We start from the raw sequence: 13,542 nt of genomic DNA on the forward strand, positions 1-13,542 counted from the left end.
CGACCGGTCAGGGCCCGGTGAGGTTGGACACCGTCGTCGTGATCGTGACGACGGCCAGCAGGCCGAGGTAGACGTGGGCGTAGGCGCGGTCCGGGATGCGCGGCGGCCGGATCTTGAGGGCGAGGATCACCGGGATCGCGCCGGCGAGCAGGGCGCCCGCGGCGGTGAAGTCGACCAGGCCGACCAGGTGCGCGCCCGCCGCCGCCGTGCCCCCGCCGGCCAGGAACACGGCGGTCGAGGGGACGGCGATGGCCAGCGTCAGCGGGTTCGCCAGGGCCGTGGCGGTGCGCATCGGCAGGCCGCCTCGGCGCAGCAGCGGAACCGTCAGCACGCTGCCGCCGACGCCCAGGAACGCGGCCACGGCCCCGATCGGCAGGCCCAGCGCCGAGCGGATCACGCCGGGGCCGGGTGCCGGCCGGTCGGCGTTCGGCCGGATGAACCCCGGCCGGGCCACCAGGTCGGCGATCGTGCCGACCAGGTAGCCGACGAACCCCCACCGCACCAGGTCGGGCGGGGCGAGGCCGGCCGCGACCGCGCCCAGCGCCGCGCCGAGCGCGAGCAGCCCGAGCAGCGCGTGGCCGCCGCGCAGGGTGCGCAGCACGTCCCGGCGGGTCGAGGCGGTGGCGATCGCGGCGTTGACCACCATCACCACGGCGGAGGTGGCCACCGCGACCCGGGGCACGTCGCCGCCGAGGTGGGCGTCCGCCCAGAGGATCGCGGGCACGGTGACGAACCCGCCCCCGAAGCCGAACAGGACCGTGGTCAGACCGGTGAGGACGCCGATGGCGAGCAACGCGAGGAGCACCCCACCATGCCATCAGACACGAGGCAGTCTCGCATTCGATGTTCGGCGCGAAGCTGTCGCGAGTCGGCCAGTACCGTGGGCGCGAGGAACCCGCCGCCGTGACGAACTCCCCGTGACGAACCCGCTGTGAGGAACCCGCTGTGAGGAACGTGTCGCTGGCCGACCACGACCACGTCGACCGGGCCGTGCTGCCGATCGGCACCGACTACCCGCCCCGGCACGTCCTGGACTGGCACGAGCACCGCCGGGCCCAGTTCCTGTACGGGGCGACCGGCGTGATGACCGTCGACACCCGCGACGGCACGTGGACCGTGCCCACCGACCGCGCCGTGCTGATCCCGGCCGGCACCCCGCACCGGGTGCGGATGCTCGGCGTCAGCACCCGCAGCCTCTACGTCGAACCGGCCGCCGTGCCGTGGTGGCCGGGCACCTGCCGGGTGGTGGACGTCACGCCGCTGCTGCGCGAACTCCTGCTGGCGGCGGTCGAGTTCGAGCCGGACTACGACCTGGCCGGCCGCGACGGCGCGGTGGCGGCCCTGCTGCTGCACGAGATCGCCGCGCTCGCCCCGCTGCCGCTGCACGTGAACCTCCCGTCGTCGCCGGACCTGGCCGAGTTGTGCCGGGCGTACCTGGACGCGCCGGACGCGCGGGTGACCAACACCGAGTGGGCCTCGGAGATGTCGATGAGCGAACGGGCGTTCACCCGCCGGTTCCGGGGCGAACTCGGCCTCAGCCCGGCCGCCTGGCGGCTGCGGGCCCGGCTGCTCGCCGCCGCACCCCTGCTCCGGAGCCACCCGGTGACCGAGGTGGCCGCCCGACTCGGCTACTCGTCCCCGGCCGCGTTCACCGCGGCCTTCACCGCGACCTTCGGCCTGCCCCCGTCCCGGCTCGTCCCCCGGACCTGACCGCGACCTTCGGCGGCGCGTGGCGAGGTCCGGGAGACTGCGCCCGGCCTGGCCCGGGTCGTGGGTGTCCGAAGTGGACACCGCGGTGGCGGAAGCGCCGGCGGTTCGGGTCGGCGGTGGTTCCGGTCTGCCGACCGTCGCCCGGCCCGGCGTGCCGCTCCGACCGAATTCGGTTGCCGGTCGCACCGCCGTCGTCCACGCTCACGGCCGTGAGCAGCAGGTTGAGGGCGATCGCCCGGGACACCGCGGCGATCACCGCGGCCGGCGCGTACCGCACGCCGAACGGCACCGAGGTGGACATCGGGGACGCCGTGGCGCGCGCCGTCGCGGGAACGCGGCTGCACCTGCCCGACGACGTGCTGCCACCCGCGTCCGGACGGCTGTCCGCGCGCGTCGAGGTGACCGGCGAGTCGACGTTGGCCGCCACCCGCCGGCTCGGCGGCGACCTCGCGTGCCTGGTCTTCGCCTCGGCCCGCAACCCCGGCGGCGGCTTCCTCAACGGCGCGCAGGCCCAGGAGGAGTCGGTCGCCCGGGGCTCCGCGCTCCACCCCTGCCTGCTCGCGGCCGAGGAGTTCTACACCCACCACCGGGCCGAGCCGTCGCTGCTCTACAGCGACCGGGTGATCCACTCGCCCGCCGTGCCGGTGTTCCGCGACGACGGGGGGAACCTGCTGCCCGAGCCGTACCCGGTGTCGTTCCTGACCGCCGCCGCGCCGAACCGGTCGGCGATCGTGCGCACCCAGCCCGGTTCCGCCGGCGCGATCGCCGCGACGCTGCACCGCCGGGCGGCCCGCGTGCTCGCGGTGGCCGCCGCGCACGGCCACCGCCGGCTGGTGCTGGGTGCGTGGGGCTGCGGTGTGTTCGGCAACGCCCCGGCGGAGGTGGCCGGTGCGTTCGCGGCGGCGTTGCGCGACGCGCCGTGGTTCGAGCACGTGACGTTCGCGGTGCTCGACCGGGGGCGGACCTACGAGACGTTCGCCGAGGCGTTCGCGGCCTGACCGGTGGGTGTGGTGTTCCGCCTCGACCTCGGGCGCCACATCGTCCACAAAGGACGCCCGCTAGGTCGCGCCGCCGATGGGGCCGCCACCCGCCTCGCGGGCCGTCGCACGAACGTGTGATTCGGTTCCCGGAACCGCCCGGAACTACTCCGGCCGCCATCCGACTACCTGGTCGATGCCCCACGTCCCCGAACCGCGAGGTGGCCGACCCGATGTCCCGCAAGTCCCGCAACCCGGTGACCGCCCGGCGCGGCCCGTCGCTCAACCTGGTCCTGACCGTCGCGGTCGTCGTGGTCGCCGCCGCCGTGATCGGGGGAGTGCTGCTCGCCGACCGGGGCTCGGCCGGCACGTCCGCCGGCAGCGCGCTCCGCCCGGCCGATGCCCACACCCTGTCCACAGTGGATGGTGACAAGGTCACGGTGGTGGAGTTCCTGGACTTCCAGTGCCCGGCGTGCTCGTCCTACTACAGCGAGGTCACCAGGAAGCTGGAGGAGGACTACCGGGGCCGCATCACGTTCGTCCCGCGCAACCTCCCACTGGAGATGCACCCGCTGGCGCTGCCCGCCGCCCTCGCCGCCGAGGCGGCCGGCAAGCAGGGCAAGTACTCCGAGATGTACCACGCCCTGTACGGGAATTACGGGTCCTGGGCGCTCGACGGCCGGTCCGTCGCCACCGACCCGGCGGCCGCCGCCGCGACGTTCGAGCGGTTGGCGGAGGCGGCCGGGCTCGACCTGGCGAGGTTCCGCGCCGACCTGGCTTCGCCCGAGCTGCGCCGGACCGTCGACCGGGACGTCGCCGACGCCCGGGAGCTGGGCGTCACCGGCACGCCGACGTTGTTCGTGAACGGCGAGAAGTTCCAGCCCCAGGGCCGGACCCTGGTCGAGGTCGACCGCGAGTTGCGCGACCGGATCGACCGGGAACTCGCCCGATGAGTCGCGCGCTCGCGTGGCTGTACGTGGTCGGCGGCGGGCTCGGCCTGGTCGCCGCGGGGGCGTTGACGCTGGAGAAGATCGCGAAACTCCGCGACCCGGACTACGTGCCCACGTGCTCGCTCAACCCGGTGGTGTCGTGCGGTTCGGTGATGGACAGCGCCCAGGCGTCCGCGTTCGGCTTCCCCAACCCGTTGCTGGGGATCGCCGCGTTCGCGGTCGTGGTGACCACGGGCGTGGCCGTGCTGGCGGGCTTCGACCCGCCGCGCTGGTACCGGATCGCGCTCGACGCGGGCACGGCGTTCGGGATCGTGTTCGTGCACTGGCTGATCGTGGCGAGCCTCTACGACATCCACGCCCTGTGCCCGTACTGCCTCGTCGTGTGGGTCGTGATGATCCCCCTGTTCTGGTACACGACCTTGGACACGTGGCCCGCCCTCGCGCCGCTGCGCCGGGTGCACAGCGTGGTGCTGGTGCTCTGGTACGCGGTGATCGCGGCGTTGGTGCTGGTGGAGTTCTGGTACTACTGGAGCAGTCTGCTGTGATCTCAAGCGCTGGTGCGCAGGGACTGCTCGACCGCGGCGAACCCGTAGTCGAGCATTTCCGCCTCGTACCCGGCAACCGCGTCCAGCAGCGAACCGGACCGCCGGGTCAGGTGCGCGCACAGCGTCGCCGCGTCGCGCAGTGCGACGGCCGCCCCGATCCCGACCGGGATCATCGTGTGGATGGCGTCGCCCATCAACGTGACCGGCCCGCTTTGCCAGCGCGCCAACGGCTTCGCGGTGCGGATCGTGGTCGGGTGCACGGACTCCGGACTGCCCAGGCGGGCCAGGGCGGCGATCTGCGGGGGCCAGTCGGCGACCAGGTCGGCCGCCGCCTCCCGCAGCCGTGACTGGTCCAGTGTGGACAGGTCGGGGAAGCTCTCCGTCGGCCCGCCGACCACCCACATCAGGTAGTCCTCGCCGCCGGAGGTGAACTCGTGGGCCGCCAGCGACACGAAGCGGCCGTCGGGGCCGGTGATCGCGCAGAAGCCGTCCAGCGCGGCGGCGGGGGCGAGGGCGCGGACCTCGGCGGTGAGCGGGGTCTTGCCGAAGATCAGGGACTGGCCGGTCTCGGCGACCTCGGCGTGCGGCAGGAGTTGGGCGCGGATCGGGGAGTGCGTGCCGTCCGCGCCCACGAGCAGGTCGGCGTCGGTGGACGTGCCGTCGTCGAACAACGCCCGGACCCGACCGTCGTCGAGCAGGTCGTAGCGCTCGAACGCCGCGCCGTGCCGCACGTCGAGGCCGGTCAGCATGATCCGCCGCAGGGTGACGCGGTCGAGCGTCAGGTGCCGCCCGGTCCGCTCGGCGTCCGGCGGGTCCGGGACCGCCACCTCGTGCACGACGTCGAGCCGGTCGTCCAGGAACCGGACGCCCGAGCCGCGCCTGCCCGCCGTGGCCAGGACCCGGTCGTAGAGCCCCGGCGGCAGGCACGCGCGCAACGCGAGGTCGCCCTCCGGGGAGAAGTGGATGCGGTAGCCCCGGCCCGGTCGGCCGGCGGGCTCCCGCTCGTACAGCTCGACGTCGATCCCGGCGCCGGTCAGGCCCTGGGCGAGCAGCGGCCCCGCCAGCCCGGCACCCACGATGACAACCTTCATGGGAACAAAGCTATCTGAATTCAGACGATCTGTCATCGGTCATAATGGGCTCGTGGAACCCAGCGGTGAGCGGTCGCGGAGCGCGCGGTCCGAAAGCGTCGAGTCGGACCGGGCCGGGGCGGCGGGGCGGCAGGCGGCGGAGATCGGCGGCCGGCTCTACCTGGCGCACCGGTACGCCCGCGCGGCGACCAACCAGGCGCTCCAGGCGCTGCACCTCGACCTGCGCCACCTCGGCGTGCTCACCTGCCTGGCCGAGAACGGCCCGCTCAGCCAGCGCGCCCTGGTCGACCGGCTCCAGATGGACAAGTCGTCGATGGTCTACGTGATCGACGAACTGGAGCGCCAAGGGCTCGCCGACCGCCGCAAGGACGAACGCGACCGCCGCAGCTACGCGGTGCACATCACGGCCGCCGGCCACGCCCGCCTGGCCGCCGCCACGGCCACGGCCACCGACGTGATGACCGGCCTGCTCGCGCCGCTCGCCCCGGCTGAGCGCGACCGGCTGCACGCCCTGCTGGCCCGCTTCATCGACCACGCCGCCGGATCGGCCTGACCCGCGCCGGACGCCGTCGGGACGCGACGACGCGGATCGCGTCGAGGTCCGGATCGGTCGGGTCGGGCAGGTACGTCCCGGCCGCGCGTCCGCTGCGCAGGTAGTCCACCACCGGCCGGGTGATCACCTCGCCGGGCAGCGCGGCCGGCACCCCCGGCGGGTACGGGCTGATGGTCTCCGCGCACACCCGCCCGACGGCCTGGTGCGCGGGCACGTGCTCGGCGTCGGCGAAGAACGCGTCGCGCGGCAGCATCGCCTGCTCCGGTTCGAGCTGCCCGGGGTCGGGGAGGTCGACCTGCCGCGCGCGCGGCAGCTCCGGTGCGTGCGCGGCCAGGTCCAGCACGGCGCGCACCAGCCGCCCGGTCGTGTCCTCGTCGTCGGCGGCGGTGATCTGGGCGGCGATCCGCCGGTGGTCGGACAGCCCGACGTCGACGTGGTGGCGCTCGCGCAGCCACTCGTTCGCGGTGTAGCCGGAGATGCCGAGCGCCGACACGTCCAGCGCCAGGGCCCGCTCCAGCAGGTCGTGGCCGGCCTCGACCATCTGCCGCCCCCACCCGTCCAGGCCCGTGTACACCAGCGACGACGGGCTGGTGGTGTCCAGCAGGTCCGCGCGCATCCCGAGCACGCCGGGGGCCACCCGGTCGCCGCGCAGGTGGTACACCGAACCCTGCTCCAGGCCCATGCCCATCTTGTGCGCGCTGGTCACGCACAGGTCCGCGCCCGCGTCCACCGCCCACGCCGGGAACCCGGGGTGGAACGGCAGGTGCGCGCCCCACGCCTCGTCCACCACCAGCGGCACGTCGTGCCGGTGGCACACCTCGGCGACGCCCCCGATGTCGGAGCACGTCCCGTAGCCGGTCGGCGTGATCAGCACCATCCCGGCCGCGTCGGGCGCGCGGGCGAACCCGTCGGCCACGGCGTCCGGGCCCGGCGGGTAGGCCCACTGCTGCCGGGCGTCCCAGCGCGGGTGCACCCACACCGGCTCGACGCCGCTGATGATCAGCCCGGCCACCACCGACTCGTGCGCGTTGCGCGACACCAGCAGCCGCTGCCCCGGGCGGGCGACGGTGATGATGCACGTCTTGACCGACAGCGAGCTTCCGCACGTCGAGAAGAACGCGTGGTCGGCGTCCACCGCCTCGGCCATCAGCCGTTCCGCCCGCGCGAGCACGCCCCCGCGCATCGCGCGGTCGTCCAGCCCGTTCATCAGGATCAGGTCGGACCGGAACACGTCCTCGCCGACCACGTCCAGCACCCGCCGGCCCGCGCCCCGGCCCTGCTCGTGCCCCGGTGGGATGAACGACAGGTGGTCGTCGTGGTGGTACCGCTCGATCGCTTCGAGCACCGGCGCGCGCGACTGGTCCATGGCCTCCATGACCGACGTGTGCCACCGCGCCCGACGGGCCGAACCCCGGCGGGCCCGACCGGAGGTCGTGGGGTGACATCGGCCCGGACCGGGTACCCGGTGGCAGGCCGTCCGCCTGGTCGACCCCCACCGGACGCCGCCAGGGCACGCGAAACGCCGACACCGGGACCGGGCCGGGGCGCGGCGACACCGAGGAGGAGACACGAGTGGTCGACCACGACAGTCCCGCGCGCGTCGGGAGCACCCCGGACGCGCGATCCCCGGGCACGAGCACCTACCTGGGCGTCTACCTCAACGACCACCTCGCGGGCGCGTCGGCCGGCGTCGAACTGGCCCGCCGGCTGGTACGCGCCCACCCGCAGCTGCGCGGCCTGGCGCGGGAGGTGGCCGAGGACCGCGCCGCCCTGCTGCGGATCATGGGGGAGCGCGGCGTGCCGGTGCGCTCGCACAAGGTGGCCGCCGGCCGGCTCGCCGAGCTGCTGGGCCGGCTCAAGCCGAACGGCGCGCTGCTCACCCGCTCGCCGCTGAGCGACCTGGTGGAGTTGGAGGCGATGCGGCTGGGCATCGAGGGCAAGGCCGCGATGTGGCGGGCGTTGCGCACCCTGCCGGACGCCGACACCTACGACCGCCTGCTGGAGCGCGCCGACGCGCAGGCTCGGCGGGTGGAGCGGCAGCGGCTGGACGCGGCGGCCGGCGCGCTGTCCGCTCGGACCGACCGGGGCGGCGTCGAGCTGAGCCGGACGTTCGCCGTCCGCACCCCGCCCGACGAGGTGCACGCGTACCTGCGCGATTTCGCCCACGCCGAGGAGTGGGACCCCGGCACGGTGTCCTGCACCCCGATGGAACCCGGCCCGGTCGAGGTGGGCAGCCGCTGGCACAACGTGTCGAAGTTCCTCGGCCGCCGGGTCGAGCTGGTCTACGAGCTGACCCGCGACGACCCCGGGCACCTCCAGTTCGTCGGCGCGAACCGCACCGCCACCTCCACCGACGACATCACCATCGAGCCCGGCCCGGTCGCGGGCACCAGCGCGATCGGCTACCGCGCGCACGTCGAGTTCCACGGCCTGGCCCGGTTCGGCGCGCCGCTGGCCCGGCTCGGGTTGGACCACCTGGCCACGGCCATGCAGCGCAGCCTCCCCGGTGCCCTGGGCGGCCCGGTGGAGCACTGACGACCACTCGTTGCCGCATCACCCCGTCCGTTGCCGCAACCCTCGCTTGTTTCGGCAACATAATTACTTCAGTGGAAACCGACATCAACCGGTCGGGCCAGGACCGCCGTCCCCGCCGCCACGGCGGTCAGCCGACGATCCGGTAGGCACGGACGACCGTCTGCCGGAACGTGTTGCCCTGGCTGTCCGTGCCACTGGCCCGCAGTGCCGCGAAACCGGCGGAACCGTTGCGCACCAAGGCGGTGCGGCCGAGCACGGGCACGTGGGTCCACGTCCGGCCGTCGTCGAACGACACCTCCACCGTCAGCCGCCGGACCTCGCCGCCCGGAGCCGTCGCCTGCTGCTGGACCTCCAGCGGCACCCGCAGCACCCGGTGCGCGGGCGTGGCGGCGTTCGCGTCCAGTTCGGGCATGAACCGGACGACGGTCAGCGGCAGCAGGCGCTTGTCCGCGTCGGGCACGGTGTCCGAGCGGAACGTCCACGTGCCGGAGACCGTCGTGCTCAGCTCGGTCGCGCCCGGCTGCGCGGTCGCCTCCGCCTCCAACCGGTAGTCCGCGCGGCCGGGCGCGACCGGGAACGTGCCGTGGCCCGGGTTCCGGCCCTCGCCGACGAGCACACCGTCGCGGAACAGGGCGGTGCGCGCCGACGAGGTCGTGAACGTGCCCAGGTGCCCGTCGCGGTCCGCCCACAACGTCACCGACGCGTCGATCCGGTCCCCGGTGCGGGACAGGCCCGGGTAGCTCGCCGGGATCGCGGGCCCCACCACCGACCGGAAGTACCAGTGCGCGTAGTCGCGGCCCGGCCGGTAGGTGCGGAACGGGTCGATCTGGCTGCCGCCCAACGCGAAGTCCACCCCGCGTTCGACCATCCACCGGAACGCGGTGTCCTTCGTCGTGACGTAGTCCACGGACTCGCCGCCCGCCCCGAAGTGCACGCCCATGTTCGCGCCGGACCCGCCGCCGACCAGCAGCGGCACGCCGCCGTAGCGCTGGAGGAGACCGGGTGCGCCCGCCGCGACCCGCTGGGTCACCTTCGCGAGCTGCCGCCGGCCCGGCGTCCGGGTGAAACCGGTCGGCACCTTGCCGTACTCGACGTACACCAGCCGGTAGTTCACCGGGATCCCGCCGACCGGCGCGCCCAGGTGCTGCGCGCCGATGAGCGTCTTCACCTGGTCGCCGGGCCGGTCGGGGCCGAGCTGGGCCAACGACACCGCGTTGCGGGAGCCGCCGAGGAGCATCAGCCCTTCGACGGCCCAGTCGCCGTCCTTCCTGCGGTGCACCAGGATCTGGCTGAACACCTCCTCGGCTCCCGGTTCCGGCGGCGTGACGACCACCGGCGCGGCGCGCCGCGCTTCGACCTCGACGGTGGTGTCCCCGGTGAGCCCGAGCAGCGGCTGGGGCAGGTAGGCCAGCCGCACCCGGTCGGTCACGACGGTGTTGGTCACGGTGTAGTCGCCCTTGGGCAGCCGGACCCTCGCGACCCCGTCCACGGGAACCGCGAACGCGAAGTCGGCGCTGTCCAGCCCGACGACCGTGCTGGACACGTCGTCGGTCGGCGCGCCGTTGTCGCCGATGAACTTCAGCGTGAGTTCGTAGTGCTCGGACTCGTGCTCGACGGCGAGCGGGACGCGCGTGCCGTTCGAGGCGACCACCGCGCCGGAGTAGACGCCGTAGGCCGGGGCGGCGCGGGTGTCGGCGGTGACCGCGACCTGCGCGGTGCCGCCCGCCGGGACGGTGAGCCGCGCCGGCGTCACGGTGAACACCCCGGCCGGCGCGGGTGCGCCGGCCGGCCCGGTGGTTTCGACGGACAGGTCGAGGGTGACCGGCGCGGCACCGGCGTTGCGGTAGGAGTACTGGCGCACCAGGGGTTCGTCGTCGTCGTGCGGCCAGTCCTGGCGGCCGAAGCCGACGCTGACCGGGTCGGCGGTGACGGTGGTGGTGATCGCCTTCGCCACGTCGACGCGGCCCGCGCCCCGGGCGAACACCGACGCGGTCGGGTTCGGCGCGGCGGACCCGGTGAGTGCGGCCTTGATCCGCGCGCCCGGCCAGTCGGGGTGCTGCTGGGCGAGCAGGGCCGCCGCGCCGGCGACGTGCGGGGTGGCCATCGAGGTGCCGGACAGCGTGACGTGCGTGGCGTCGACCGGAGTGCCGACGGTGCCCCGGGACGCCTTCGCGGCGGCGATGTCGACGCCCGGCGCGGCGAGGTCGGGCTTGATGGCCGAGTCCCCGGCGCGCGGGCCGCGACTGGAGAACTGGGCGACGCGGTCGTCCCGGTCGACCGCACCGACGCTGAGCGCCGCGTCGGCGGTGCTGGGCGAGCTGACCGTGGCGTCGCCGCCGTAGTTGCCGGCGGCGACCACGAACAGGGCGCCGGTCTCGGCGGAGAGCCGGTCCACGGCGGCTTCGAGCGGGTCGACGTCGGGGGTGTCACGGCCGCCGAGGCTGAGGTTCACGACCCGCGCGCCCCGGGCGGCGGCCCACTGCATGCCGCGCAGGATCCCGGACTCGGTGCACCCGCGCCGCTCGCACACCTTGCCGTCGAGGATCTGCGCGTCCGGCGCGACGCCGCGGTACCTCGGGTCGGTGGACGCGATGATCGCGGCGACGTGCGTGCCGTGGCCGACCAGGTCGGCGGGGTCGGCGTCCTCGCTGAAGTTCGCGCTCGCCACCACCCGGCCCGCCAGGTCGGGGTGCGCGGCGTCGACGCCGGTGTCCAGCACCGCGACCTTGACGCCCTGGCCGGTGTACCCGGCGTGCCACGCGGTGGGCGCGCCGATCTGGGCGGTGCTGCGGTCGAGACCGGGCCGGCGCAGGCCGTCCAGCCACACCTTCGTGACGTCCGGGTCGTCGAGCAGGGCCCGGAGCGCGGTGCCCGCCTCGGCCTTCGCGGCGCGGGCGGAGAACGCCCCGGCGGGCAGGTCCCCGGTGCTCTGAAGGCCGGACGCGGTGCGCAGCGCCGGGCGGCCACCGGTGACGATCAGTGGCACGGTGTCGCGCCCTGCGTCGTCGTAGCCCGCCTCGACCAGCCCGGTGACGTCGAACAGCCGGAGGTCCAGGCGGCCGGCGGCGAGCGGCGCGGCGGCGTCGAGCGGGACGACGTGCAGCCGGCCGGCGCGGTGGAAGGTGCGGAAGGCGGTGTGCTCGCGGCCGGGTCCCGGGGTGATCGAGACGACGTCCCGGCCGGCGACCCGGACGCGGTCGCCGGAGACGAGGGTGACCGAGGCGGTGGGGGCGGGGGAGGCGGCGGGAGGTGGTTCGGGTGCCGCGGTGGCCGTCGTGGTGGCGGTCGTGGCGGTGGTCTGGGCGGCTAACCCCAGCACGAGCACGGCGGTTCTCCACCGGCCGCGTTTTCCGGGTCTCGGCACAGGGACCTCCCGATTCGGTGGTGCGCGTGGTCGGGAGGCGCACCCCGGACGAGGTGACGGACCGCAGTTGCCCAAGCCCCCTGCGTCACGACGCTAGACCTGTGCCGGTGGTCGGGGCAGCGGCCCATCGGCGGCTGTCCGACCACCGGATCGGCCTACCGGGCACCGAATCCCGGAGACCGCGACGACGAAGCGCCGGTCGGCGTTCAGCAGACGGTCGCGCCGCCGTCTCCGGCACCGCGTCCGCCTGGTGTCACACCCCGCCGCGAGCGGGTCCCCGGCTCACTTGCCCATGGCGCGGCGGATCTCGGCGAGCTTGGCGCGGGCCGCCTCGTCGCGCTCGGCCTGCTGGGCGTCCAGCGACTGGGCGGTGGGACCGGAGCCGCCGAGCCCGGCCAGCTCCACCTCGGCGGGCGCGGTGTGCACCCGCTTCTCGATCCGGTCGCGCACGTAGTCGAAGCTGGGCACGCCGTCGTCGGAGTAGTCCGGGGTGAAGGCGGGCGTCGCGACGACCTCGGAGTCGGCCACGATCTCGGCGTCCACCACGTTCGGGTCGTCGCCCTGGGGCGTGGTCATCGTCTGCTCCCTCTCGGCCGGCGCGGTCGTCCTCCAGGATAGGCCCGGAACGCGGGCGGAGCCCGTGACCCGCGCGCTGGGGGCACGGGGGCCGCGCTGGAACGGGGCGGCGATCGACATCCGGGACGTGCCGCCCCGGGACCGTCGCCGGTACCGCGAGACGCTGTAGCGGTTGCAGCGGCTCGCGCCCATGACACGACACCGATGAGCACACCGTCCACGATGAACGGACCGCCGCTGTCGCCCGAGCACGTGCCGCTGCGCCCGTCGTCGTACCCCGTCTGCCACGAGTTCGGCCCGGTGCAGCGGGGTGGGCCTTGTGGGAGGCGACTTCGGTGCGGAACGTCTCGTCGCCCGGCTGCCGGCCCGGCGGCCACCCCGACCGCGAGATCGCCCACCGCCGCCCCGGCGGCGCGCGCCGGGGAACGGCTGCGGTCAGTTGATCGTGCCGACCCGTTGCGCGACCACGTCCACGCTCTCGGCCTGGAAGACCCCGCCGCTGGGCACGGTCTGGTCGTGGGAGCAGTAGATGTCCACCGAATCGGGGCCGGACAGGGTGACCGTGGCGGTGATGGTCAGCGTGCGGTGCCAGCCGCCCGAGCCGCCCCAGTCCTGGAGCTGGCCGCCGAGGAACTGCTGGTCGCTGCGCCGCAACGCGTAGCAGCGGAACGAGGTGGGCGGGTCGAGGCTGTTCGCGATCAGCACGTCGGCGGTGACCACCCACGACCCGGCGGAGAGCTGCTTGGCGGTCGGCTGGAAGGCGACGACCTGGCCGACACCGCCTCGGCGCGGGAGTTCGACGACCGCGCCGCTGACCCACCGGGTGGCGGTGGAGACCTGCGCGCCGTTCCACCGCAACGCGGTCTCGCCCGCCGAGCACTGCCGGCCGGCCTGTTCGTCCACCACGCGCAGCGCCCCGGTGTTGGTGTAGCAGCCGGTGACCACCCCGGTGGCGGAGTCGGGCACGGTGGCCAGCGCCGTCGACGCCGTGGCGGCCAGGACGACGGTGGCCAGTGCGGCGAGCAGGGTGCCGAGCCGGTGCCGTCTCGTCGGGTTTCTCATCCGGTTCCCTTCGCTGGAGGCGTCCGGGCGGCGGCCGTCGGGAGCAAGGGGGAGGATCACGCGCTGCCAGTGTCGGGCGTGCCGGACACCGCCGTCCAAGACGCAGCGACAATGAGCCGATAGGCCGTGACTATGCCCCGCGCCCGCCCGTTACTGTCCGGGATGAGGCCGGATCCGCA

Annotated in this window: 13 protein-coding genes; 6 read left to right on the plus strand and 7 right to left on the minus strand. The window is 74.6% G+C overall.

Translation table 11 applies throughout. The features are described 5' to 3' along the window. Positions 1-7: 7 nt before the first annotated feature. Positions 8-805, minus strand: coding sequence for a sulfite exporter TauE/SafE family protein (locus AC0HI0_RS02335; protein ID WP_480930561.1), 798 nt, complete (start codon positions 803-805; stop codon positions 8-10). A gap of 140 nt (positions 806-945) precedes the next feature. Here AC0HI0_RS02335 and AC0HI0_RS02340 point away from each other — a divergent pair, with 140 nt between their 5' ends. The 4 genes from AC0HI0_RS02340 to AC0HI0_RS02355 all read left to right on the plus strand — a co-directional run bounded on the left by AC0HI0_RS02340 (position 946) and on the right by AC0HI0_RS02355 (position 4,182). Then, the gene (locus tag AC0HI0_RS02340) at positions 946-1,710 is read left to right on the plus strand and encodes a helix-turn-helix domain-containing protein (RefSeq protein ID WP_480930562.1); all 765 of its coding nucleotides are present in this window, start codon (positions 946-948) and stop codon (positions 1,708-1,710) included. Between the two features lie 209 nt (positions 1,711-1,919). Continuing rightward, positions 1,920-2,708: a TIGR02452 family protein gene (locus AC0HI0_RS02345; protein ID WP_480930563.1), complete on the plus strand. Its 789-nt coding sequence runs from the start codon at positions 1,920-1,922 to the stop codon at positions 2,706-2,708. A gap of 212 nt (positions 2,709-2,920) precedes the next feature. Next, the gene (locus AC0HI0_RS02350; protein WP_480930564.1) at positions 2,921-3,640 is read left to right on the plus strand and encodes a DsbA family protein; all 720 of its coding nucleotides are present in this window, start codon (positions 2,921-2,923) and stop codon (positions 3,638-3,640) included. Beyond that, a complete protein-coding gene (locus tag AC0HI0_RS02355) occupies positions 3,637-4,182 on the plus strand; it encodes a vitamin K epoxide reductase family protein (RefSeq protein ID WP_480930565.1) in 546 nt (181 codons plus the stop codon). The genes AC0HI0_RS02350 and AC0HI0_RS02355 overlap by 4 nt, the downstream gene beginning before the upstream one ends. 2 nt (positions 4,183-4,184) lie before the next feature. Here the strand turns inward: AC0HI0_RS02355 and AC0HI0_RS02360 are convergent, their stop codons facing one another. Beyond that, positions 4,185-5,273 (minus strand): FAD-dependent oxidoreductase, encoded by a 1,089-nt coding sequence (locus tag AC0HI0_RS02360; RefSeq protein ID WP_480930566.1) that lies wholly within the window; start codon positions 5,271-5,273, stop codon positions 4,185-4,187. Positions 5,274-5,325: 52 nt separating this feature from the next. On the opposite strand from AC0HI0_RS02360, the gene AC0HI0_RS02365 reads away from it, so the two are divergent. After that, a complete protein-coding gene (locus tag AC0HI0_RS02365; protein WP_480930567.1) occupies positions 5,326-5,826 on the plus strand; it encodes a MarR family winged helix-turn-helix transcriptional regulator in 501 nt (166 codons plus the stop codon). Here the strand turns inward: AC0HI0_RS02365 and AC0HI0_RS02370 are convergent. Further along, a complete protein-coding gene (locus AC0HI0_RS02370; protein WP_480930568.1) occupies positions 5,798-7,192 on the minus strand; it encodes an aminotransferase class I/II-fold pyridoxal phosphate-dependent enzyme in 1,395 nt (464 codons plus the stop codon). The two genes, AC0HI0_RS02365 and AC0HI0_RS02370, sit on opposite strands and share 29 nt — an antisense overlap. A gap of 206 nt (positions 7,193-7,398) precedes the next feature. Here AC0HI0_RS02370 and AC0HI0_RS02375 point away from each other — a divergent pair, with 206 nt between their 5' ends. Next, the gene (locus AC0HI0_RS02375; protein ID WP_480930569.1) at positions 7,399-8,361 is read left to right on the plus strand and encodes an SRPBCC family protein; all 963 of its coding nucleotides are present in this window, start codon (positions 7,399-7,401) and stop codon (positions 8,359-8,361) included. A gap of 127 nt (positions 8,362-8,488) precedes the next feature. On the opposite strand, the gene AC0HI0_RS02380 is transcribed toward AC0HI0_RS02375, so the two are convergent. The 4 genes from AC0HI0_RS02380 to AC0HI0_RS02395 all read right to left on the minus strand — a co-directional run bounded on the left by AC0HI0_RS02380 (position 8,489) and on the right by AC0HI0_RS02395 (position 13,363). Further along, complete coding sequence (locus tag AC0HI0_RS02380; RefSeq protein ID WP_480930570.1) at positions 8,489-11,686, minus strand: S8 family serine peptidase; 3,198 nt, start codon at positions 11,684-11,686, stop codon at positions 8,489-8,491. A gap of 321 nt (positions 11,687-12,007) precedes the next feature. Further along, positions 12,008-12,301: a hypothetical protein gene (locus AC0HI0_RS02385; protein ID WP_480930571.1), complete on the minus strand. Its 294-nt coding sequence runs from the start codon at positions 12,299-12,301 to the stop codon at positions 12,008-12,010. After that, positions 12,298-12,699: a trypsin-like serine protease gene (locus tag AC0HI0_RS02390; protein ID WP_480930572.1), complete on the minus strand. Its 402-nt coding sequence runs from the start codon at positions 12,697-12,699 to the stop codon at positions 12,298-12,300. The genes AC0HI0_RS02385 and AC0HI0_RS02390 overlap by 4 nt, the downstream gene beginning before the upstream one ends. Positions 12,700-12,736: 37 nt before the next feature. After that, positions 12,737-13,363, minus strand: a complete 627-nt coding sequence (locus tag AC0HI0_RS02395) for a hypothetical protein (protein WP_480930573.1) — start codon at positions 13,361-13,363, stop codon at positions 12,737-12,739. Positions 13,364-13,542 lie beyond the last annotated feature (179 nt).

The organism is Saccharothrix sp. NBAS 001 (assembly GCF_056640475.1).